The sequence below is a fragment of the Nonomuraea sp. K271 genome (genome assembly GCF_009908215.1).
In the GTDB taxonomy this organism is placed as follows: Bacteria; Actinomycetota; Actinomycetes; order Streptosporangiales; family Streptosporangiaceae; genus Nonomuraea; species Nonomuraea longispora.
In genome coordinates this window covers 1-22,171 of sequence record NZ_JAAAHR010000026.1, presented here as the reverse complement: position 1 = coordinate 22,171, position 22,171 = coordinate 1, and the positions used below count along the sequence as shown (strand labels likewise).

21 protein-coding genes and 1 pseudogene are annotated in these 22,171 nt (G+C 68.7%); 15 read left to right on the top strand and 7 right to left on the bottom strand.

The window, feature by feature from the left end; translation table 11 throughout:
- The first annotated feature begins 136 nt into the window (after positions 1 to 136).
- From GUY59_RS12135 to GUY59_RS47410, 5 genes are all read left to right on the top strand, one after another.
- Positions 137 to 310 (top strand): hypothetical protein, encoded by a 174-nt coding sequence (locus GUY59_RS12135; protein WP_161714504.1) that lies wholly within the window; start codon positions 137 to 139, stop codon positions 308 to 310.
- Complete coding sequence (locus GUY59_RS12130; RefSeq protein WP_138199841.1) at positions 307 to 1,746, top strand: MFS transporter; 1,440 nt, start codon at positions 307 to 309, stop codon at positions 1,744 to 1,746. Before GUY59_RS12135 ends, GUY59_RS12130 begins: the two co-directional genes overlap by 4 nt.
- Before the next feature lie 115 nt (positions 1,747 to 1,861).
- Complete coding sequence (locus tag GUY59_RS12125; RefSeq protein ID WP_138199840.1) at positions 1,862 to 3,079, top strand: cytochrome P450; 1,218 nt, start codon at positions 1,862 to 1,864, stop codon at positions 3,077 to 3,079.
- 19 nt (positions 3,080 to 3,098) lie between these two features.
- Positions 3,099 to 3,296, top strand: a complete 198-nt coding sequence (locus GUY59_RS12120) for a ferredoxin (RefSeq protein WP_132329055.1) — start codon at positions 3,099 to 3,101, stop codon at positions 3,294 to 3,296.
- 287 nt (positions 3,297 to 3,583) lie between these two features.
- The gene (locus tag GUY59_RS47410; RefSeq protein WP_201760769.1) at positions 3,584 to 3,763 is read left to right on the top strand and encodes a hypothetical protein; all 180 of its coding nucleotides are present in this window, start codon (positions 3,584 to 3,586) and stop codon (positions 3,761 to 3,763) included.
- A gap of 45 nt (positions 3,764 to 3,808) precedes the next feature.
- Here GUY59_RS47410 and GUY59_RS12110 read toward each other — a convergent pair whose 3' ends face one another.
- The 4 genes from GUY59_RS12110 to GUY59_RS51325 all read right to left on the bottom strand — a co-directional run bounded on the left by GUY59_RS12110 (position 3,809) and on the right by GUY59_RS51325 (position 6,465).
- On the bottom strand, positions 3,809 to 4,795 hold the full coding sequence (locus GUY59_RS12110; protein WP_201760768.1) for a serine hydrolase domain-containing protein: 987 nt from the start codon (positions 4,793 to 4,795) through the stop codon (positions 3,809 to 3,811).
- Entirely contained in the window at positions 4,792 to 5,028 is a 237-nt protein-coding gene (locus GUY59_RS12105) for a hypothetical protein (protein ID WP_138199839.1), read from the bottom strand. Before GUY59_RS12105 ends, GUY59_RS12110 begins: the two co-directional genes overlap by 4 nt.
- Before the next feature lie 337 nt (positions 5,029 to 5,365).
- Positions 5,366 to 6,028, bottom strand: a complete 663-nt coding sequence (locus tag GUY59_RS12100) for a hypothetical protein (protein ID WP_138199838.1) — start codon at positions 6,026 to 6,028, stop codon at positions 5,366 to 5,368.
- On the bottom strand, positions 6,016 to 6,465 hold the full coding sequence (locus GUY59_RS51325; protein ID WP_201760767.1) for an amidohydrolase family protein: 450 nt from the start codon (positions 6,463 to 6,465) through the stop codon (positions 6,016 to 6,018). The genes GUY59_RS12100 and GUY59_RS51325 overlap by 13 nt, the downstream gene beginning before the upstream one ends.
- 606 nt (positions 6,466 to 7,071) lie before the next feature.
- Between GUY59_RS51325 and GUY59_RS12090 the strand changes: the two genes are divergently transcribed.
- The 4 genes from GUY59_RS12090 to GUY59_RS12075 are packed head-to-tail and all read left to right on the top strand — an operon-like array spanning position 7,072 to position 11,503.
- A complete protein-coding gene (locus tag GUY59_RS12090) occupies positions 7,072 to 7,839 on the top strand; it encodes an ABC transporter ATP-binding protein (RefSeq protein ID WP_138199837.1) in 768 nt (255 codons plus the stop codon).
- Positions 7,824 to 9,641: a hypothetical protein gene (locus GUY59_RS12085; RefSeq protein WP_138199835.1), complete on the top strand. Its 1,818-nt coding sequence runs from the start codon at positions 7,824 to 7,826 to the stop codon at positions 9,639 to 9,641. Before GUY59_RS12090 ends, GUY59_RS12085 begins: the two co-directional genes overlap by 16 nt.
- Before the next feature lie 36 nt (positions 9,642 to 9,677).
- Positions 9,678 to 10,886, top strand: coding sequence for a sensor histidine kinase (locus GUY59_RS12080; RefSeq protein ID WP_138199834.1), 1,209 nt, complete (start codon positions 9,678 to 9,680; stop codon positions 10,884 to 10,886).
- On the top strand, positions 10,883 to 11,503 hold the full coding sequence (locus tag GUY59_RS12075) for a response regulator (protein ID WP_138199833.1): 621 nt from the start codon (positions 10,883 to 10,885) through the stop codon (positions 11,501 to 11,503). The genes GUY59_RS12080 and GUY59_RS12075 overlap by 4 nt, the downstream gene beginning before the upstream one ends.
- Before the next feature lie 208 nt (positions 11,504 to 11,711).
- Here GUY59_RS12075 and GUY59_RS12070 read toward each other — a convergent pair whose 3' ends face one another.
- Complete coding sequence (locus GUY59_RS12070; protein WP_138199832.1) at positions 11,712 to 12,677, bottom strand: helix-turn-helix transcriptional regulator; 966 nt, start codon at positions 12,675 to 12,677, stop codon at positions 11,712 to 11,714.
- A gap of 300 nt (positions 12,678 to 12,977) precedes the next feature.
- On the opposite strand from GUY59_RS12070, the gene GUY59_RS12065 reads away from it, so the two are divergent.
- Positions 12,978 to 13,172 (top strand): ABC transporter permease, encoded by a 195-nt coding sequence (locus GUY59_RS12065; RefSeq protein WP_138199831.1) that lies wholly within the window; start codon positions 12,978 to 12,980, stop codon positions 13,170 to 13,172.
- Between the two features lie 27 nt (positions 13,173 to 13,199).
- On the top strand, positions 13,200 to 14,018 hold the full coding sequence (locus GUY59_RS12060) for an NAD(P)H-binding protein (RefSeq protein WP_138199829.1): 819 nt from the start codon (positions 13,200 to 13,202) through the stop codon (positions 14,016 to 14,018).
- Between the two features lie 983 nt (positions 14,019 to 15,001).
- Here GUY59_RS12060 and GUY59_RS12055 read toward each other — a convergent pair.
- The gene (locus GUY59_RS12055) at positions 15,002 to 15,958 is read right to left on the bottom strand and encodes a helix-turn-helix transcriptional regulator (protein WP_201760766.1); all 957 of its coding nucleotides are present in this window, start codon (positions 15,956 to 15,958) and stop codon (positions 15,002 to 15,004) included.
- A gap of 89 nt (positions 15,959 to 16,047) precedes the next feature.
- Between GUY59_RS12055 and GUY59_RS12050 the strand changes: the two genes are divergently transcribed.
- The 4 genes from GUY59_RS12050 to GUY59_RS12035 all read left to right on the top strand — a co-directional run bounded on the left by GUY59_RS12050 (position 16,048) and on the right by GUY59_RS12035 (position 18,397).
- Entirely contained in the window at positions 16,048 to 16,911 is an 864-nt protein-coding gene (locus GUY59_RS12050) for an NmrA family NAD(P)-binding protein (protein WP_138199827.1), read from the top strand.
- A gap of 79 nt (positions 16,912 to 16,990) precedes the next feature.
- Entirely contained in the window at positions 16,991 to 17,302 is a 312-nt protein-coding gene (locus GUY59_RS12045; protein ID WP_201760765.1) for a hypothetical protein, read from the top strand.
- A gap of 400 nt (positions 17,303 to 17,702) precedes the next feature.
- On the top strand, positions 17,703 to 17,945 hold the full coding sequence (locus GUY59_RS12040) for a hypothetical protein (protein WP_138199826.1): 243 nt from the start codon (positions 17,703 to 17,705) through the stop codon (positions 17,943 to 17,945).
- 191 nt (positions 17,946 to 18,136) lie between these two features.
- Positions 18,137 to 18,397, top strand: a complete 261-nt coding sequence (locus tag GUY59_RS12035) for a hypothetical protein (protein WP_252374850.1) — start codon at positions 18,137 to 18,139, stop codon at positions 18,395 to 18,397.
- 11 nt (positions 18,398 to 18,408) lie between these two features.
- On the opposite strand, the pseudogene GUY59_RS12025 reads toward GUY59_RS12035, so the two are convergent.
- A pseudogene (locus GUY59_RS12025) lies at positions 18,409 to 21,471 on the bottom strand (Tn3 family transposase).
- Positions 21,472 to 22,171 lie beyond the last annotated feature (700 nt).

Genomic DNA, 22,171 nt, shown 5'->3' with positions numbered 1-22,171 from the left:
GAGTACTGGGTCACCACCGGGGAGCAGAGCGGCATGGTTCGACCCGCTCTTGAGGCTTTCCCGGCTACCGGCCCAGAACCCTCCACGGAAGGCGGCGAAAAGTCTCCGGGCTCAGTTCAACGACAGCCTTGGAGTCATGAGTGCTGGTGACAACGAGCAGCTTGGCGCGGAGCCTGCCATGGAGACGCGCGGCCGACGGCCACGCCACGGACGGATCGATGCGCGCAACGCCTCCATGACCGTGGCCAGCGAGTCCGGACCCGGAAAGCCCACCGCAGCCCCCGACGAACTGAGCGAGATGACCGCGTGAATCCCGATTCAACCCCCGCCCCGCCTTCCTGGCGGGAACTGTTGGGCCCCCAACATCTCGGAGCTGCGATCGTGCTGGCGGGCGGCGTGCTCGTCGGTGCGGTCAATATCTATCTGGCCTCGAGTCTGCTGCCGACCGCGGTGGCCGACATCGGCGGTGCCGGCTTCTACGCGTGGAACATGACGATCTACCTCGTCGCCATGGTGATCGCGACGATGCTGGTCAGCCGGCTCCTGGCCCGGTGGGGGAACGTCGGCGCCTACCGCTTCGGCTTCGCCGTGTTCCTGGTGGGCTCGCTGGCCTGTGCGGCGAGCCCGGCGATGCCGGTACTGCTGGCCGGCCGCGGCGTCCAGGGATTCGGGGCGGGGGTGCTGTCCGGGCTGGGGTTCGCCGTCATCCGCTCGGCCCTGCCGAGCCGGCTGTGGACCCGCGGCAACGCCCTGATGTCAGCGATGTACGGCGTCGGCAACTTCGTCGGCCCGGCGCTCGGCGGCCTGTTCGCCCAGCTCGGCTCGTGGCGCCTGGCGTTCGTGGCGATGGCGGCGATAGCGGCGGTCTGCTGCGCGATCGTGCCCCGGGTGCTACCGCACGGCGAACGCAGCGACGCGCGCGCGCCGGTCCCAGCCGTGTCGCTGCTGCTGGTCACGGCGGCCACCGCGGCTGTCAGCCTGGCCGGAGTACTGCCCGGCACCATGGCCATGGTGAGCGGCATCGTGGTGGCACTGCTGCTGATGGCCGCCTTCGTCGCCTACGAACGGCGCAGCGAACTGCGGGTCCTCCCCCGCACGACCTACCAGGCCGGCTCGCCACTGAAGTGGATCTACCTGACGCTCGGACTACTGGCCTTCGGTGTCGCGATCGAGTCGTTCGTCCCGCTGTTCGGCCAGCAGTTGGGCGGGCTGCCCCCGCTCGCGGCCGGCCTGTTCGGGGCCGCCATCTCGCTCGGCTGGTCGTTGACCCAGCTGGGCAGCTCATCGGCCACCAGACAGCGCACGGTACGCCGTTTGCGCGTCATCGGCCCGCTGCTCCTGGCGTCCGGCTTCCTCCTCCAGGGACTGCTGCAACGCGAGGACACGCCGACCTGGCTGGTACTCATCTGGGTGCCGGTGTTGTTCATCGCGGGTTCCGGCATCGGCCTGGCCTACCCGCACCTGTCCGTGGCCGCCATGTCCAGCACCCAGGATCCGGAGGAAGGGCGGAGGGCCGCCGCGGCGATCGCCGCCGTGACGAGTCTGTCGATCGCGTTCGGCACGGCCGTGGCCGGAGTCCTGGTCAACCTCGGCGACCCGTCGATGCTCGACTCGGCACGGTACGTACTGTTCGGATTCGCGATCATCTGCGCGATCGGCGCCATCACCGCACGCGCGGCGAACCGTTCGAGCCGCCCGGAGCCCGCCGAGCCGGCCGGCCATGCTCCGCTTCAACAGGGCTCGTAACTCGCGACCCACCGACATGACATCCACCCCGGGGATGACCGGCTCGGGTTTCCGATCGCCTGTTCACGACGCGCCCGGGATCACCCCATGACCGCATCGATGCGAGGAGATTTCCATGGCTGACGCCCTACCAGAGATGCCGACCTTTCCGATGGCCCGCGCGACGGGGTGTCCCTTCGACCCGTCGCCGGAGTTGGGCCGACGACTCGAAGAAGCGCCGGTTTCACGAGTGAGACTGTGGGATGGCAGCACCCCGTGGATGGTCACCCGCCATGCGGATGTGCGTGCGCTGCTCGCCGATCCGCGGGTCAGCGTCGACGTGGCGCAACCCGGCTTCCCGCACACCAACGCGGTGAGCAAGGCACGCGACGCACACATGAAGACGCTGATGCAGATGGACGCGCCGGAGCACACCGCCCAGCGACGGCTCCTGACCTCGGACTTCACGATCAAAAGGATGGAGGCGTTGCGGCCCCGGATCCAGCGGATCGTCGACGACCTCATCGATGAGATGCTCGCCGGCCCGAATCCAGTAGACCTGGTGGAGGCGTTCGCGCTACCGGTTCCCTCACTGGTGATCTGCGAACTGCTGGGCTCGCCCTATACCGCCCGCGACCTCTTCCACCGAGTGTCCCGCACGCTCGTCATGGACGAACCCGACCCTGAACAGGCCATGGCCGCCAGCCAGGAACTGAACGCCTACCTGGAGGAACTGGTGGACAAGAAGAATGCCGAGCCGGGCGACGACGTGTTCAGCAGACTGGCCGTCGAGCAGTACCGGACCGGCGCGATGACCCGGCGTGAGATCGCCACGGTGGGTCAACTGCTTCTGGTGGCCGGGCACGACACCACCGCGAACATGATCGCGCTGGGCACGACCGCACTGCTGGCGCACCCGGACCAGTTGAGCGCGGTCCGCGACGGCGGCGACCCCGCACTGGTGGCCAACGCCGCCGAAGAGCTCCTGCGCTACCTGTCCATCACCCATACCGAAGCCCGCCGCGTCGCGCGGGAAGATCTCGAGATCGGAGGCCGGCTCATCCGCAAAGGCGACGGCATCATCGCGGTGAAAAGCATCGCTAACCGCGACCCCTCGGCCTTCCCCGACCCGGAGACCCTCGATGTCCGCCGCAAGGCCCGCCACCATGTCGCCTTCGGGTTCGGCGCTCACCAGTGTCTGGGCCAGCCACTCGCCCGAGTGGAACTGCAAGTCGTCTACAGCACCCTGTATCGACGCATCCCCACGCTGGCCTTGGCCGTACCGCTGGAACAGCTGACGTTCAAGGAGAACGCGGTCTTCTACGGGGTGCGCGAACTACCCGTCACCTGGTGAACCACACAAGGAGAAACACATGAAGATCACCATCGACCAACACGCCTGCATCGGCTCCGGGCAATGCGTACTCGCCTCACCTGAGGTATTCGACCAACGCGACGCCGACGGCATCGTCGTGCTCCTGCAAGACAGCCCGGAACCCGGGCTACAGGAGGACGTCTGGGAGGCCTCGCGCATCTGCCCAGCCCTGGCGATCACGCTGACCCCGTCGTGAACCAGCATCTCGAATCGTTGTCGTAGGTGCTTCGGCGGCGGGTCTGACCACCGCCGCCGAAACCCTGCGCCGTAAAGAGTTCACCTGGGCGCGTTGACCATGGTCGGTGAGGAGCCGCGACTGCCTACGATCGGCCGCCGCTGTCCAAACAAATCCTGCGCGACAGCCGGGAATCCGACCGTGTGGCGCCACGACGCCCTCACCACGCTGGGCGGACTGGCTGCTGGACATCGCCGCCACCACCCTCGACACCGACGCGCGGACCCGGCCGCCGGCCCCTCGGCCGATTGGCCCCGGCGCGCGAACGCGAAGTGCTCGCGTTGCCGGCACAGGGCCGGTTCAACGCCGGCATCGCCACGGCGCTCACCCTCGGCGACAGCGCTGTCGGCAAGCACATCGACCATGCGACGGTCGAAACCCATGGTTCTGAACCCTCAGTCGGTTGGGATGGGCGGGTGATGCACTGATGCCTCGGACCGTCGGCGGCACGTCGCCCCTGGCGGGGCAGGACCTCAGCGGTTGCTTGGGGTGCGGGTCGCCCCGGTCAGCAGCAGGAGTCCGTGGCGATCGACTGATGCGGAGGTGGCGGACAAGACGACGGCACCGGTTGCGGTGTCGCGGTCGAGTCCGGCCCAGGAGCGAAAGCCGCCGGTGCCGCCGTTGTGCCAGGTGACCGGGCGCCCTTTGACCGTGATGGTGATCCAGCCGGCGCCGATGTGTGCGCCCTTGCCGAACGGGGCGATCGGGTCGAGGGCGTGGGCCCCGGGTGCGGAGCCGTCCAGCAGCCCGGCGATCAGGCGGGCCATGGCACCGATGGTGGCTCGGATGCCGCCGGCCGGCCCCATCGCTTCCCCGGTCCACGGTTGCCGCGGCCTGCCTCGTCGGCTGGTGCCGGTGAGCGCGTCCGGGCTGAGCTGGTCGGCTGTTACGGGCAGGTAGAGGCGGTTCAGTTGCAGCGGGCCGGCGATGCGCTGCTGCACCAGATCGGCGTAAGTGGTTCGGGCCGCGACGGCGATCGCGTGGCCGAGCAGTTCGAAGCCGAAGTTGGAATAGCGGGCCCGTGGCCGGCCCACCCGCACGGTGCGGGCCTGGTCGAGCAGTTGCTGCAGGTCCTCGCCGTAGGGGTTGGTGCCGTGCCGCCACAGGGCCAGGGTCCGCCGCATCGGCTGGGCGGACTTGGGTAGTCCGGGCAGTCCCGACCGGTGCCGGCTGAGCGAGACCAGCGTCAGTTGCGCGGCCGGGACATCGCCGAGCGGCAGCAGTTCACCCAAAGTCTTCTCGGGCCTGATTTCGCCGCGGTCCAGCGCATCGGCGTACAGCAGCCCGGTGACCGCCTTGGAGATCGACCCGATCTCGAAGTCGGCGTTCAGATCGGCGCCCCGGCTGGCCACCGTCACCCCGGCAGGGCTGATCAGGGCGGCGGCCGCCACAGGGTGCCGGGGGCCCAGCAGCTCCTCGATCCTGGCGGCGAGCCCCGCGTCGCCGTGTACCGCCGTCACGACCGGTCCCCGAACACCCGGCGGCCCCGACACTTGCGGTGCACCGTCTGCTTGGACATCCCCAGGGCGGCAGCGATCTCCACCCAGGTCGCATCGTTGTTGCACGCGCGACGGACCAACACCGCCTCGGTCCGCTCCATCTCTGCACGGATCTGGGCCACGGCGCCCTCCACCAGTGGATCCTTGCTGTCCGCCGTCGCGACCACCAGGCCGGTCAGCTCTTCAACGTCCATGGCGGTCAACCTATGTTGACCGCCATGCTGTGTCAACCTAGATTGACCCGCCATGCTGAACAGACGTGGGTAAGTCCGTGTTGCGGAGGTCGCCGCTCGGCTGGCCGAAGATTTTCAAGGCCGAGTTGCGCGGCGAGATCAGATGAGCTTCCGCCGCGTCGACGTCGACGGCCCGCCATCGGGAACTCGGCAGGTCACTCCGCCTGGCAGCCGAACATCGTCGGGACATCTGGTGAGCGCCCGCACCGCCGCGCCCGCCGCGGCCCGTTCGTGCACGACCCCGCTGCCCGTCCGGCCCGTGGCCCCGGTCAACGAATATCACGTTCGCGTTCCTTCCTCAGACGCTCAGCAGGGCGATGCTGTACGCGACGATCCAGGAGGCCCAGCCGAGCCAGCCGAGCAGGCCGGTCACGGCGATCCGGTTGGTGCCGTCAGCGTTGTACGGGGCGGCCATGGAGGAGACGAACAGCAGGGCCGCGCTGACCCAGCCCAGCCACGCGTGCCAGGCGGGGATGAACGCGAGGCTCACTCCGGCGGCGGTGAAGCCGAGCACCGCGATGGCAAGGAACACCTGGTTGAACCCGAACAGGACGGTGCAGAAGGCCCAGAGCCCGGCCACCGAGCCGCGGTGGTGCCGAGCTGCCGCCACCATCCCGAACCGCAGCGATTCGACCACCATGAAGGTGGCGTTCTGCATGAGGACGCCGGCGAGGCCGGCCAGGGCCCAGGCGTTGCTGCCGGGCTGATCGCCTCGCCAGAGCGCCGCGAGCAGTCCGGCGGCGAACAGCGTGGTGAACAGCCAGGCGACCGGGGCGAAGACCGAGGGCGCGTTGATCCGCTTGCCGACGCCGGCCAGCGCGTCGGTGATCGCGTCAAGGGACTGGCCGGAGGTGGGCTGCGGGAGTCCGGCGCGGACGTAGAGGACGTTGATGACGATCGCGAGCAGGACGAATGCGATGCCTGCGACACCCGCCAGACCGATGAGGGTCATGGCGACCACCAGTTGATTTTACGATGCATATATTGAATATAAGTTACGTAAAGACGTGGTGCAATCGTGGAGAATGAGAGATCGGGGTGAGCAACCGGCGGGCCACCGTTGGCCACCGAGAAGGATCTTGGTCGCAGCGAGTGAGGTCGCCCACCAGTGCACGCGTTGCCATGCTGCGGGGGTGGACCTGCAACGCAACCGTTTGTACGGTAAGCGCCTTCCCCCAGGTTGGGGCGTGCGCTGAAACAGGCTACGGCCAAGGACGGCGGCGGGACGGCACGGAATTCGTAGGATGGCGGACAGACTCTCCTGAGCGCTACGCGAACAGGTCCTTCCGCATGCGCGTCGAGCAGGACGATGTCGGCCTGCTTGCCGCGCGTGAGCGTGCCCGTCCTGTCCCCGAGCCCACGGTGCTCGGCGCCGTTGAAGGTCGCGTACCGCAGCACCCCCTGGACGGTGAGCAGGGTACAAATGAGGAACCCTCCCCTTGCTCGCGAGTGCTGGAAGATCGCCTCACGGTAGTGCTGCAGCGGCCACGCAGGAGGTATGTACGGGACGGCCGCGGAGCGCACGGCCGCTGATGGCCGACCGGCGCATCAGCGCGTAAGAGCCTGTCGGTAAGGATGGCCCCACCAGCCGCCATCTGCGCCGTTCCCGCAGGTAGACAGGAGTGAGGGGGCCGGGTCCGAGCGCGATCTTGGAGTAGACATCGGTCACGGTGCATGCGATGAAGTCCAGAAACGTGCGGATCTGTGCCCGGTGGCGCTCCGCGGTGCGGCCCTGCCAGTCGAACAGGCCAAGTCGGCGGCGGGGACCTTCACCTGGCCGACGCGGAGGCGGCACTTTCCTTCCCGAATCACATCCCATCCTGGACATACATGGTGTGCGGTACCCACAACCCGCGAAGTGCCGATATCGATTGGCAAGTCGGCACTTCGGTTCCGGTGGGCGGGCGCCCTTCCGGCATCAACCGATCGGTTGATGCCGGAATCCACCATCCCGCTCTCCTGCCGGACGATCCGCCACCCCCGTCCCCTCGAGATTCTCAAGGCATGCCAACACACCGGGAGCCCGCTCTGCGCACCATCGGACTCCGCAAAGCCTTCGGCGACCACCTGGCCGTCGACGACATCCACCTCACCGTCCCCGCCGGATCCTTCTACGGTCTGGTCGGTCCCAACGGCGCCGGCAAGACCACCACCCTGGCCATGGCCGTCGGCCTGCTCCGCCCCGACGCCGGCAGCGCCGAGATCTTCGGCGTCGACGTCTGGCGTGACACCGTTCAGGCCAAGGGACTGATCGGCGTGCTGCCCGACGGCAACGCCATGCCGGAACGGCTTACCGGGCGCGAGGTCCTCACCTACCTCGGACTGCTGCGTGGCCTGGAACCCGCCGTCGTCGCCGAGCGCGCCGACGAACTTCTCCAGATCCTCGAACTCGGCTCCGCCGAGCGGACCCTGGTCATCGAATACTCCACCGGCATGCGCAAGAAGATCGGCCTGGCCGTCGCCCTCCTGCACGCGCCCCGCCTGCTTGTTCTGGACGAGCCCTTCGAGGCCGTCGATCCTGTCTCCGCGGCCACGATCAGGACCATCCTGCGCAGGTTCGCCGCCAACGGCGGTTCGGTGATCATCTCCAGCCACGTCATGGCCCTCGTCGAGCAGCTCTGCGACCACGTGGGCGTCATCTCCGACGGCCGCGTCGTGGCCGCCGGGCCGCTGGCCGATGTACGCGGCGCCGGAAGCCTGGAGGACGCCTTCGTCGACCTCGTCGGCGCCCGTACCGGTGGAACGGAGGGGCTGGCATGGCTCACCTCCTGACCTCCGGCCCGGTCGCCGCCCAGCACATGGTCCGCATGCGGCTGGCGATCATGCGCAACTCCCTGCGCGGCGATAATGCCGCCAACCTCTACGCCGGCGTCTCGGGCGGGCTGCTCCTGGCCTTCGGAACGATCGCCGTCGCCGTCCTGTGGCCCGCCTACCTGCCCCTCACCCTGGCCGTGTGGCTCTCCGGCTGGATCTTCGGCCCCATCTTCATCGGGGGCGGCAGCGAGACCCTGCGCCCCGAATACTTCTCCATGCTCCCGGCCACGCCAGGCCGGATCACGACGGCGCTGCTCGCCGGAGCTTTCGCGGGCCCCGCACCCGCGGTCAATCTCATCGCCCTGCTGTCCCTGCCCGTGTACGGCTGGCGCTTCGGCCCAGCCGGAGTGCTCATCGGCCTGGCAGCAGCCCTCACCACGCTCATCACCATGGTGATGATCTCCCGCGTCATCGTGGCGCTCATCGGGCTGTTCGTCAGATCCCGCGTCACCGCGGCCGCCGTCGGCATCGTCACCGGCACCGCCATCGCCCTGTGCAGCAACGGCTGGGCACCCGTCGCGGCTCTGGGCGGCACCGACACCGCCGCCTGGTCCCAGATCCTCGTTCGCGTCCTCCCCTCCGGATGGGGCGTGGCCGCCATCGAAGCCCCCTGGCCCCTCGCCCTCGCCGTCCTCGCCGCCAACGCCGGCGTGGTCGCCCTCCTCCTGGCCGCCTGGGCCGGCCTGCTGGCGCGGCGCGTCGTCTCGGCCGCACGCGGGGGTGTGCCGTCTCGCCGTGGCACGCCCCGCCCCTTCCCGGCCACCGGCGGCGCCCGCATCGCCGCCGCCAAGGAACTGCGCGCCTGGTGGCGTGACCTCGTCCGCATCCAGCTCCTCGCCACCGCCTTCTCCTACGCCATCGTCACCCCCCTCCTGCTCCTCGCCCTCGACGCCTGGATCATGGTCCCCTTCACGGGACTCATCGCGATCGTGATGGCCGCCGCGTCCTCGGCCAACCTCTACGGTGCCGACGGGACCGCTCTCTGGCTCACCCTCATGATCCCCGGCGCGGAGCGCGCCGACGTACGTGGCCGCCAGTTGGCGTGGCTCCTCGTCGTCGGCCCGGCCGCAGTGCTCCTGTCCCTGGCCGGCACTCGGGTCAGCGGCCAGGCGTGGGCCTGGCCATGGGTACTCGGCCTGCTCCCCGCCCTCCTCGGCGGCGGCGCCGGACTCATCGTCCTGCTCGCCGTCACCTCGCTCGTCCCCGGCACCGACCCCCACAAGCGCGGCGGCAACCCGCTCAGCACCGGCGCTGACGAAACCGCCGAAACCAGCCTCGCGTGGCTCGTGCTTGTCGCGGTCCCAGCCACCGCCCTGCCCGCGGCCGGTGTCATTCTCCTCAACCCCTGGGCCGGCATCATCACCGGTGTGCTGACCGGCGCCCTCAGCGCCTGGGGACTCGGCAGGATCGCCTACCGCAGGCTCGAGAGCCACGGGATCGATCTGCTCAACCTCATGAAGCATGGCCCGGCACCCCAGGCTGACAAGCCCACCACCGCGGACCTGCCGATCCAGCACCGCATCGGCGTCACGATCAGTTACGCTATTGCCTGGCTTCCTCTGTTTCCCCAAGGACTCGTGCCCATGGTCATGAAGATCCTCGGCATCGAGGACCGCGGATGGTTCCTCGCCCTTCATCTCCCGCCGGTCTGGCAATGGCCCACCATCATCTTCATGATCGCCCTTGGGTTGCTCATGTACGGCTACGCCATCCTGATCCCCATGCGACTAAGCTCGCCCTCACCGGCCGCCACCAGGTGAAAGCTGTCCATACCCGCGAGGAGGAGCACGCTCCGGATGCACGACCCCTTTCCGCCTTCGGCCTGGGAGCAACGCTTCGAGCGCGCCGTCGAGATCGTGCCCTACCTCACTCTCGCCACTTCCCTGGTCATCAGTCTGGCCTCACCCGACCAGCCCGAAGGCGGGATCGCCCGTACTCTCGCGCTCACCGCCCTGGCTCTCGCCTGGATTCTCGGCGCCCACACCCTCCTGCCCACGGCCCTGCGCGGACGCCGGGTCGTCGTCACCGTTCACTTCGCCGGCGTCCTGGCCACCGCCGCGCTGCTCGCCCTCCACGACCCCATCTTCCTCATCTACTGCATCTCCGGCTTCTTCCTCGCCGCCAACTTCGCTCCCTCCAAGTGGACCTTCGCCGCCGTCGCGGCCACCTCCTTCGTCCTGTACGGTTCGACGCTCGACTGGACCCAGGCCACCATCCAGCTCATCGCCTTCTACCTGGCGATCATCGCCGTGCAGACCGTCGCCATCGGCGGCGGCTCCATCGCGGGCATCAAGATCGAGGACCGGCAGCGCAAATACCGGAAAGCGGTCAGCGATCTTCAGACCGCCATGGAGGAGAACGCCGACCTCCACGCGCAGCTCCTCACCCAAGCCCACCAGGCCGGCATCCTCGACGAACGCCAGCGCATGGCACGCGAAATCCACGACACCCTCGCCCAAGGCCTCACCGGCATCATCACCCAGCTACGCGCCGCCCAACGCGTCGAGAACTCCGACGCCCACCTGGCACTCGCGCTCACCCTCGCCCAGAACAGCCTCACAGAAGCCCGCCGCTCCGTCGCCGCCCTGCAGCCCCACCAGCTCGAAGACGCCCACCTCCCCGAAGCCATGACCACCCTGGCCCGCAACTGGAGCAAGAGCACCGGCGTCGACCTCCACGTCGAAGTGACCGGCGACCGCGTCCCCCTCAGCCCAGCCATCGAGGTCACCCTCTTCCGCGTCGCCCAGGAAGCGCTCGCCAACATCGCCAAACACGCGGGCGCCACCCGCGCCGGCCTCACCCTCTCCTACACCGGTGCCGTCGTCCTGCTCGACATCCGCGACGACGGCACCGGCATCCACAACCCCAACGGCAAAGGATTCGGCCTCAGCAGCATGCGACAACGCCTGCGCGGCGTCGGCGGCTCCCTCGAAATCGAGAGCAGGCCCGGCGAGGGCACCGCCGTCAGCGCCACCGTCCCCGCTCTCCAAGGAAACCCCCGGTGATCCGCCTCCTCATCGTCGACGACCACCCCATCGTCCGTGACGGCCTGCGCGCCGCCTTCGAAGCCGAACCCGACATCCACGTCGCAGGCGAAGCCGCCAACGGCCTCGAAGGCATCGACCGCGCCGCAGCGCTCAAGGTCGACATCGTCCTCATGGACCTGCGCATGCCCGAAATGGACGGCGTCACCGCCATCACCGCCCTGCGCCACTCCCACCCCCACATCAAGACCCTCGTCCTGACCACCTTCGACGGCGACTCCGACGTCCTGCCCGCCATCGAAGCCGGCGCCACCGGCTACCTCCTCAAAGACGCCCCCACCGACGAACTCCTGCGCGCCGTCCGCGCCGCAGCCGCGGGCGAGCCGGTCCTGTCCCCCTCGGTCGCCGGCCGCCTGATGGGCCAGGTACGCAAACCAGTGAAGGCTGCCCTTACCGACCGCGAACTGCAGGTCCTCGCTCTCGTCGCTGATGGCGCCTCCAATCGTCAGGCGGCCGCCAAACTCTTCATCAGCGAGGCCAGCATCAAGACCCACCTGCTGCACATCTACGACAAACTCGGCGTCCGCGACCGCGCCGCCGCCGTCGGCGAGGGGTATCGACGCGGTTTGTTGAGTTAGTCGACCAACCACCCGCGCGCTGCCTCCATTTCCTCACGCGAGACCGACTCCCAGTAGCCCTCGGGGTCGAACAACAGCAGAGCGAATTGCATCGAACCAGTGCGACAGATCGATTGTCGATGACCAGTTCGAATATCTAACCGAGCGGCATAGAGACACCTGAACGTCGGCAACGTGGTGAGGTTCGCGGCGCCGTCCACCGCCCCGTTCACGGGGGCTCCTGCGTGCCGGCGGTGAGGCGTCGTCCCCAGGCGCGCATGTAGGCGATGGCTTCCGGTGGACCGTGGACGACGACGGGGGCCTCGAGCGCTCCGATGCAGAAGGTGGCCCAGTCCAGGGAGTCGGTGGCGATCTCCACCCGGCACCAGGTGTCGTCGATGGATTCCACCGTCCCGTAGTGCGCGATCTCCTCCCGCACCTTCTCGGCGGGGGCCCCGACGGTGGCGCGGACGGAATACCTGGCGGGCATTGCCCTGATCCGGGCGCGCACGTACTCGACGGGATCGTCGGCGGGCAGGGGGCGGAGGGCGAACGTCGTGCCGGTGCGGCTCACATCGCCCATGCGGTCGACGCGGAAGGTGCGCCAGTCGGCCCGATCGAGGTCCCAGGCGATGAGGTACAGACGTTTCTCGACCCGGACGATGTGGTGCGGGTGGACTGTCCTGGCCGTGGTATGACCGGTGCGGGCGCGGTAAGCGAACTCCACCGTCTCGGTGTCGCGGCAGGCCAGGGCGAGGGTCGTCAACGAGGCGACGTCGGCGACGTCCACGCTTGCCTCGGGGTTTCGCGCCGGGAGGGCGACGACGCGCAGGCTGTCGATGCGGCGTCGGATCCGTACGGGAAGCACTTGGACGATCTTGGCCATGGCGCTCAGCGCGGCGTCGGCCGATCCCGGGGAGGAGCCGGAGGTGATCTCTTGGAGCCCTATGACGATGGCGGCGGCCTCGTCCTCGCTGATCACCAGAGGTGGGAGCGAGGCGCCGGGACTGAGTTGGTAGCCGCCGCCGGTGCCCCGTGTGGCGGTGATCGGATACCCGAGCTCCTGGAGGCTGCCGATGTCGCGGCGGAGCGTGCGCTGACTGACGCCGAGGCGGCGCGCGAGCTCGTGGCTGGGCCAATGGCGCCGGTTCTGCAGCAGTCCGAGGAGTTCGAGGACGCGGGTGCCGGTCGACATGAGCCCACCCTAGGCCTCACTTGTGGACATATACCGGCCACAAGATCGGTGAGGATGAGGGCCACCGAAGCGGAACGGAGCGTACGGCGACACATGATCAGCACTGCCGACCTGTCCCGGAGGGCTCCCGGGCATCGACCTCTCCATGGCGCACGGGACAACGGCGCCGGGCACACCCAACGGGCCCTGGACGAGGTCGTCACCCCTGGCCGCGTCCACGGCCTCGACCGCGCCGGAGCGGGACTGGATGTTCTGGACCGTGCACCAGACGGTCCTCTTCCGCCGGCGATCCTCTCCGGGATGCTGCTCCCCCTCGATGAGGGGCCGCAGTGGATGCGCGTCCTCGCGCACTTCAACCCCCTCGCCCACGTCGTCGAGGCCGAACGCAACCTCTTCGCCGGACAGATCGCTTCTCCCGATGTCGGCTACGGATTCCTCGCCGTCGGTACGACAGCCGTCCTCGGGCTCCGCTCCATGCGCGCCGGCACCAACTGACAACACCCACACGGAAGGACCACGAACATGCGCATCCTCGTCACCGGAGCGACCGGCCAGGTCGGGCGGCACCTCGTCGCGCAACTCCACGAAGCCGGGCACCACGTCCGCGCACTTTCCCGCACCCCCGCCAAAGCCGACCTCCCGGCCGGTGTCGAGGTGGTGGCGGGCGACCTCACCGATGCCGCCACGCTCGGAGCCGCCTTCGAAGGGGTCAACGCGATCCACCTGATCACCTTCGGTGGCGACCACGACCTGACCAACGGCCCCGAGATCATCGACATCGCTGTACACCACGGCATCACGCGGGCCACGGTCCTCGGCGGCTGGTCGCCCACCAGTATCGAAAGCGCACTGGAGGCCAGTGTGATCGGCTGGACACTGCTGCAGCCGGTGGAGTTCATGTGCAACGCTCTCGAATGGGCCGATGAGATCCGCTCCCATAGCACCGCGTCCATGCTCGCCACCTCCCCCAGCGCGATGGTGCATGAGGCTGACATCGCCGCCGTGGCCGCCACGGCGCTCACCCACGAGGGCCACGAGGGTCGGAGCTACACGATCACCGGGCCCGAAGCCCTTACCCCGGCGGAACGCGTCCGGATCATCGCCGAGGCCACCGGGCAGGACATCGCCTTCGTGCACCTGAGCGAGGACGCGGAGCGGGCCCGGCTGCGCGGCTACGGATACGACGAGGACTACGTGGAGTTCGGAATCCAACTGGCCACGAGCCCGCCCGGGGCCGGCGGTGTGGTGCTGCCCACCGTCGAGGACGTCACCGGCACGCCCGCGCGAACCTTCGCCCAGTGGGCGCGGGAGCACGCTGAACGGTTCCGCGCCGCGCGCTGACCCGCACGGGGCGGACCCCGGGGCGCCGCACGTCCGCGCTGGTGGAGAAGTGATCGCTTCCTCGGACCCGGACCAGGGCCTGCGGCCGCTCGGAGCGGCGTCTTCGGCGGTCGTGGACGAGGACGGCGTCCGCAGCTCCGCAGGTACGTATCTTTCCCAAGGACCGGTGCCGGAGTCATGCCGCTGCGTCGTCGTAGATGGCCGAGGGCGATCGCCAGGTCGCGCAGGCACTCTCCGAAGACTGGGCCCGGGTCGGTGTAGGCGAAGTCCAGTTGGTGCAGGACTTCCATGCACAGCAGGCCGTACAGCCTGATCCAGCACGACGGGAAGACGTGGGCGGCCTCGGGCGGCAGTCGCCCATCGATGGCGGCGGAGTAGGCGGTCAGCTGGTCACGCAGGGAGGCGGGCACGCAAGAAACGTGTCAGCAGGCCAGGGAACGAGGTCCTTGCCCCGCGCGCACGAGTGGGGTGCCGAAGATATGACGTAGTACGTGCAGGCCGGACGGTTCGGCCGGTCGTCGTTGGGCCGGCGAAGGAGGGCAGCAGCGCGATGACCGTGTCCCGCGCGGAGGCGTTCTTCTCCACCTCGCGCAGGTAGCGGCGGGCTCGGCGTTCGTCCAGGGCTTTGGGGGCCGTGCGGCGCTGGGCGCGTGCGCGGCGGGCGGTGGTGACGGCCAGGGCGCGGCGAGCGTGGCAATCGTCGACGGCGGCCAGCATGTTGTCAGGAAGGCGAGGAAGCCGCGCACCCGCCAGCGGAACCGGTTGGCGACCGCGCGGAACCGGCAGCGTGTCTCCGGAAGCTGTCTCAGCGTCCTGCACCCCTCGCATTCGCGCGTTTCCGGAAGTCATTGCCACATGCTGCTTCTGGAATTCCAGAAGCACACGCCTGACGGCGCTCGACTCTGCCTGTCGTTGACAACGCTGTCGCCAGGAACACGGGAACAGCCATGGCCCAGGTCTAGGCGCAGCGGAACTACCCGTGACTAGGCGGTACCGGCACGTTGGAAGAGCCCGCCCAGGTCGCGAAGGTAGTGGCGGAATTCGGGGGAATCGATGACGTCGAATTCCGCGCCCACCGCGGCGAGAATGAGCACCGGCCAGTCGAAGGCGTCCACCTGCAGGCGCAGGTGGCAGGAATGGTCGTCGACGGGCTCCACCCGGCCGCCGGTGACGGCGACGACCCGCTCGACTGCGTCGGCCGGTGCGTGGAGTAAGACGGTGATGTCGTGCCGGGTGGGGCGGGAGCCGAGCCGCTCGACGACGAAGGCTGCGGCGTCGGCGGCGGGCAGGTCGCGCGGACGGAAGCGGGCTCCGGCGGCGGCCGGATCGGTGAGGCGGTCGAGGCGGAAGACGCGCCAGTCAGCGCGATCGAGGTCCCAGGCGACCAGGTACCAGCGGCGCTTGAGCGAGACGAGCCGGTGCGGCTCGACCAGCCGGGCGGCCGGTTCGCCGGATGGGGCGGCATAGGTGAAGGCGAGCCGTTCGTCGTCGCGGCACGCCTGAGCGATCACGGTGAGCGTGGAGGCGTCCACCTGAGGGCCGTCCGCCGGGGCGGTGACCGTGTAGGCGCGCAGGGCGTCCACGCGGCGGCGCAGGTGAGGGGGCATCACCTGGACGACCTTGGTCAGAGCGCGCAGCGAGGTCTCCTGGATGCCTTCGACGGTGCCGCCGGCGGCGTTGCGCAGGCTGACCGCGATGGCGACGGCCTCCTCGTCGTCGAGCAGCAGGGGCGGCATCGCCGTACCGGATCGCAGCTGGTAGCCGCCGGCGACGCCGCGGTTGGCCTCGACCGGGTAACCCAGCTGGCGTAGCCGGTCGATGTCGCGGCGCAGGGTGCGCTCGCTCACGGCGAGCTGGTCGGCCAGTTCCAGGCCAGGCCAGTACCGGTGAGTCTGCAGCAGGGACAGCAATCGCAGCATGCGTGAGCTCGTGTTCGCCATGATTGCAGGCTCCTTCACATTCCGGTCATGAAGTGACCGGAATTGACTCTAGCGTTGCTTTCGTGAACGACACAGCGGAAGGAACGCACATGAAGATCTTGGTGACCGGGGCGACGGGAATCGTCGGCCGTCACGTGGTGGACCAGCTCGTGCAGGCGGGCATGAGTGTGCGGGCGCTGACCCGTAACCCCGCGGCGGCCAAGCTGCCGCCGCTGGTGGAGGTGGTCGAGGGCGACCTGACCGCACCCGGAAGCGTGGCCGCCGCGCTGGACGGCGTGGAACGGATGTACCTGTTTTCGGTGGAGGAGGGTGCCCGCGAGGTCCTCGCGCTGGCTAGGCAGGCGGGAGTGAAGCGCGTCGTGGTGCTGTCGGCGGGGTCGGTGACCGCCGGCTTGCACACCAATGGGGTGGAGCGGGCGGTGGAGGAGTCCGGGCTGGAATGGACGCATGTGCGGCCATGCGGGTTCATGACGAACATGCTGCAGATCTGGGCGCCGTCCATCCGGGCTGAGCGGGTGGTGCGTTACCCGTTCGCGGACGAGCCGATGAACCTGATCCACGAGGCCGACATCGCCGCGGTCGCGGTCGCCGCGCTGCTGGAGGACGGCCATCACGGCAGGGCGTACACGTTGACCGGGCCCGGCCTGGTCACTGTGCGCGAGCAGGTGACGGCTATCGGCGACGCTCTCGGCGAACCGGTCCGCTACGAGGAGGTCAGCCGCGAGCGCGCCCGTGAGCTGATGAAGGCGCAAGGGGGGTTCGCCGCCGAGTCGGCCGACCTCATGCTGGGCTTCGTCGAGTACGGCGGTGACGCCGCGACCGGCGCCGACGGCTACGCCGACCAGGACTGGTCGGCGCTGATGCGGGTCTGGCCGGACGTGGAACAGGTCACCGGACGCCCCCCACGCGACTACGCCGAGTGGGCCCGCGACCATGTCGCGGACTTCCGCTGAGCGTCATCGACCTGCCTGGGCGTCCTCTCCCACCTCGAACGGGACGCCCCGCCTCCACACAGAGTGAGGAACCCATCAAATGACCGACGCCCTGACACTGCCGGCGACGCCATCGGCGACACCGCCCCCCGCCGCGTCCACGTCCTACCGGTGGCGGTGGCCGGCTCTGGCGGTGATCCTCACCGGTTCGGTGATGGAAATGCTGGACTCCACCGTCACCAGCATCGCCGGTCCGACCATCCGGGCCGACCTTGGCGGCGGCGCGTCCCTGATTCAGTGGCTCGGGGTGGCCTACACCCTCGTGTCCGCCGGGGCCTCCGACGAGTTCTGCCTGACGGGTCCCGGTAGCAATGAAGAAATTTCCAACGAAGTAGCCTCTGACCTGGATTGATCCGTTCGCGCTACCGGTTTCCCGCCTGGTGACTGCGAACTGCTCGCCCCATACCGCCCGCGACCTCTTCCACCGAGTGTCCCGCACGCTCGTCATGGATGAACCCGACCCTGAACAGGCCATGGCCGCCAGCGAGGAACTGAACGTTTTTACTTGAGCAATGATCGAAACCTGTGGATCTGCCGGGAAGGGTGTACCTTCCCGGATCATCCGATGACGGTTTCGAGATGTGGCCGACGCGCCAACGTCGGTCGGGAAGGCACATGGCCTCCCGCTCTCATGATCTCCCTGTCCTGGAGGAGCCGGAACCGCGGACCGGATTTCGACAGTTTTCCGCCAAAGTGTGTCGAAATCCGGGCTCCGGCTTCGACTCCCCCTGGATGCTGGGCAGTGGAGACACGTGGACAAGGTGACATCAGCGGATGGGACTCCCATCGCGTTCGACCGGCTTGGGGACGGCCCGCCGATCATCGTGGTCGCCCCGGCTTTGTGCGACCGGGCCTTCGGGCAGATGAGCCAGGATCCCCGTCGGCTCATCGCCCGCCACCTGTCCGCCGGACGCCATCACGTGCTGCCCGGCCAGCACCACCTGGTGCCGCCGGAGGTGCTGGTACCCGTAGTGACCAGGTTCCTCGATGGGTGAGCATGCGGAGGTCCTCCGGCCGCTGACCGTCGATGGCCTGCTCGCCGTGGCGCGGGCGGGGCTGCGCCGCATGTCTCCCGCCGAAGCCGGCCTGCCAGTAGGAGCGGAACGGCGAACCGGGTTTACTGTCACATCCGTTGACACTGCAGGTCTGACCAGGCCAGTCTTGCCCGATGGCAGATTCTGAGGGTGTGGCGTTCCTGCGTGCTGATGTTGATCGCTTTTGCCGGGAGATCGCTGACCTGGCGCCTGCGGTGCGGCTGCGCCGGTTGGCGGAGCTGCGCGCGATGCTGGAGGAGGTGACCGGTGCGGCGCTGATGGTGGCGATGGCGGATGCGCGGGGTGAGGGGTGGGGCCTGCGCAAGATCGGTACGAGCACCGGGATCTCGCATGAGCAGGTACGCCGGATGCTCGCCGAGAGCCGTCCGGCCCGGGAGCATCCGGCGCGCTGAACGCGAGGGGGTTACTCGGCGGGCGGGGGTGTGCGCAGCGGCCGCAGCTGCCCGTCGCGGACCAGGTCGGGCAGGGAGAAACTGTAGCGTCCGAGCATGTTGAAATGCTCGAAGCCCAGGGGTGAGAGCCGGGCGACGTCGGCGGCGGAGATCTTCTTGCCCTCGGCTCGCATTTCTTCCAGGGCGCGGGCCGTATAGACGGTGTTCTACAGAATGCAGACGTTGGTCATAAATCCCAGGGCGTCAAGTTGGTCCTCCTGGCCTTCTTTATATTTTTGCCGGAGTTCGCCTTTTTGGCCGTGGAAGATTTTGCGGGCCAGGGTGTGGCGGGATTCTTGCCGGTTGAGCTGGGTGTTGACTCGGCGGCGCAGCAGTTCGTCGTCGTAGTAGCTGGCCAGGTAGGTGGAGCGATCGAGCTTGCCCAGCTCCATCAGGGCGCGGCCGATGGGGGTGGGGGTGCCGCCGCCGGCGAAGTAGCGGAACAGTTCGCTGGCCTTGACCGCTCCGGTGAGAAGCGATCCAGCCACCCGTAGCAGATCATCCCAGGAGTCGTTGATCAGCTTGATGTTGACCCGGCTGCGGACCAGGGCGTCGATGGACCCGTAGTAGGCGCCGGGGTCGGCGCGATACAGGGTGGCGCTCCCGACATCGGCCAGGCGCGGGGAGAATTGCCAGCCCATCAGCCGGAAGATGCCGAACGCGATTTCGGAGGCGCCCGCGGTGTCGGAGGTGATCTCGGTGGGCCTCAGCGACGTCTCCTGATCCAGCAGCCCTTCCAGGATGTAGTACCAATCCTTGGGAGTTCCGGGAATGACGATGCCGTGAAAACCGGTGAATTGATCGGAGGTGAAATTGTAGTACGTGACGCCCTTGGCGCCCTTTCCCTTGCCGAAGTATTTGGTGTTGGGTCCGGCATTGATGGTTTTGACCGGCACCACGAACCGCAGCCCGTCGGCGGAGGCGAGTTCACCGCCGCCCCAGGCCTTCGCCAGTTCCAGGCCGGAGTGGAACTCGACCAGGGCGGCGTTGGCGGCGGTGAGGGTAGCGGCGCGCAGGTAGTTCTGTTCCACCCAATAGAGCCGGTCCAGGGCGAGGGCGGGTTCGCCTTCGGCGGCCATCGGCCGCATGCCGACGTTCATCGCCTGGCTGACCAGGACGGCGGCGATCGAGGTGATCATGTCCTGTTTGCGGGAGGGCGCATCGCCGGAGACGTGGGTGAAGTGGTCCAGGCAGGCGGTCCAGGAGTGCACCTCCAGCAGGGCTTCGGGCAAGTCCACGATGGGCATGCGGGCGTCGATGTCGGCGCGCAGCGTGGTCAGGGAGGCGGGCTCGTCCAGGCGGTCCAGGCCGGTGAGCACCAGGTGGTCCTTGCCGTCGTCGTCCTTGGCCAGGCGTACCCACTCGTTGCGGCCGTCTTCCTCGCCGGACAGGCCGGCGGCGAGCTGGCGGTAGGCGAAGTCCAGCGTGCCGCCCCAGCGCTCCACGTCGGTGCCGGGCTGTGGGGACAGGTTCAGCTCATCGCAGATGCGGGGCCGGGCCCGCTCCCACTCGGCGCCCTTCAGCAGCCCGGCGGTGGGGTCGCCCCACTTGCGCAGGCCCGGCACGAACACCTCGTGACGGCGCAGCGATTCGCGCAGCCGCTCGACGGCCGCCACGGTGTAGGCGCTCTTGTTGAAGGTGCCGGCCAGCTCGCCGCGCTTGGGGAAGACCCGCCGGTGCCAGGCTGAGGACAGCAAGTCCGCGGGAACCTCGCGGGGGTCGATGTCGGTGCGGCGGCGCTCGATCGCTTTGAGGAAGTCCAGCGCCTGCAACACCTCATGGCCGCGCCGCACCCCTTGCCCGGGCGTCTGGTCGGCGCCGGCGTCGAAGTCGAGGTGCTTGAGCAGCTTGGGCAGGAACCGTCGGACGGTGGCGTAGCGATCCAGCAACTCTTCTTGGAAGTCCTCATCCGGTTCGCGGGCGATGTCGCCGATGACGTCGGCGGCGGCGTGGATGGCGGCCAGATCCATCTCATCGAGAGCGGCTCGCATGTCGCCGTCGGGGATCTCGGCGACGGAGCGGATCTTCAGCCACACCTCGCGCAGCACGATCGCCGCGACATCGAGGTCCTTGAGGGTGCGCATCCGCTCCTTGGTCGCTTTGAACGCCGAGGTGCGCAGCAGGTCGCCGACCGCCAGGTCGAACACCTCGACCGCGTCGTCGGCCGACTGCGGGGCCATGGTCGCGGCGAAGGCGACCAGGGTAGCGAGTTTGCGGCTCCCGGCCAGGTCGGCGACGGCCTGGGCGCGGGCGGCGTGGGCGAAGCGCGCCAGCGTGGCGATCTTGCCGGGCGGCACCGCGCTCAGGTTCCAGCCTGCCGCGCCCAGGTCGCGCAGTTCCACATGCCGATCCAGGGCCTTGACCAGGCCGGTGCTGCTGACGTCGGTGGGGCTTTTGCGCAGTCGGTCCAGCCGGGAGACGCGCCGGCCCTGTTCGACCTTGACCAGGTTCTCCAGCACGACGGTCTGGTTCGGGCTGGGGGCTGCGGCCAGCAGCGCGTACTGGCGGGCGGCGACGCGCTCGCGCAGCGCGGCGATCAGCCGTTCCAGGGTGGTAACGCCGGGCAGCAGGATCTTGGCCTCCACCAGGCGGTGGGTGGCCAGGTCGAACAGCACGATCGGGCGCTCGCCGGTGGTCCAGGCCCGCTTGTAGAGCCAGCAGGCCAGCGCGAACCACTGCTCGCCCGCAAAGGCGGTGTAGCCGTAGCCGGTGCGGATCTGCTCCTGATGATCCCAGCGCGCCTCCTTCTCGCCGTACCCCTTCAGGTCGGCAGCCTCCAGGCCGAGCTGCTCAGCGACGTAGTCGACCACCGCGGCGGGAACGTCCTCGGGATCGTCCAGGAAGCAGTTCAAGAACCGTGCTGTGCCCAGTTGCACGGACCAGCCGAGCTGGTTGCGCGCGCCGTTGGCGGCCATCGCCCGGCGGCGGTCATCGGCATCCAGATGGAAGAAGGCGCCCAGCTGGGCGATGTCGGGGACGGCGTTGAAGACGCCATATCGGCTGCGTTGCTCGGCGGACAGGAAACTGACCGGCATAGGGGGCCTCCAGGCATGCGAGGGCGCCCCCACCGCACGGCGCGGTGGGGGCGCCCTCGGATATCAGCAGCGGTCAGGCCAGATGATCGACGTGACCGATTACGTGGTGAATTGTGCCAGCCTCATGCCGGTCATGATCGCTGTCGTCCAGCTCATGACGGCCGGGTTGCACGCGTGTCAGAAGTCCGCGCCTGTGCTCTGGCTCCGTGCACTGCCACCGAGCCCTGCACGTGCCTGTCGTGCGGGGCGTAGGTGGCGAGGCGCTTGTCGAGCTTGGCTGGCAGCGTAGTCGGGTGGGAGTTCCGAGCGGCCCGCCGTGGTGGCTGAGACGATCGCCCGTTGGCGGCTCCTCTAGGCGCGTACCCAGAAGGAGTCCGGTAGTGCTTCGATCTCGACCACGGCCTGTTCGAGGTTCGCGGCGATCGGCAGTAGTGCCTGTAGGCCGGCTCACCTCCCTCGGCGAGCCGCCGGATGATCCCCCGCAGCCAGGACACGATCTCGCTGGTGGAAATCAGTTGCCATTCATCCGGAACAGCCTTGTAATGAAAGCTGCGACGTTCTATCTTCCTTGTAGGCCGTCGACGGGAGGACGAGATGGGATCCACTGCGGCGCAGGCGGACACGCGGATGATGGGCATCGTGCACGGGGCGCTGCGCCGGGATCTGGACCGCACCCGTGCGGTGCTGACCGCGACGCCGT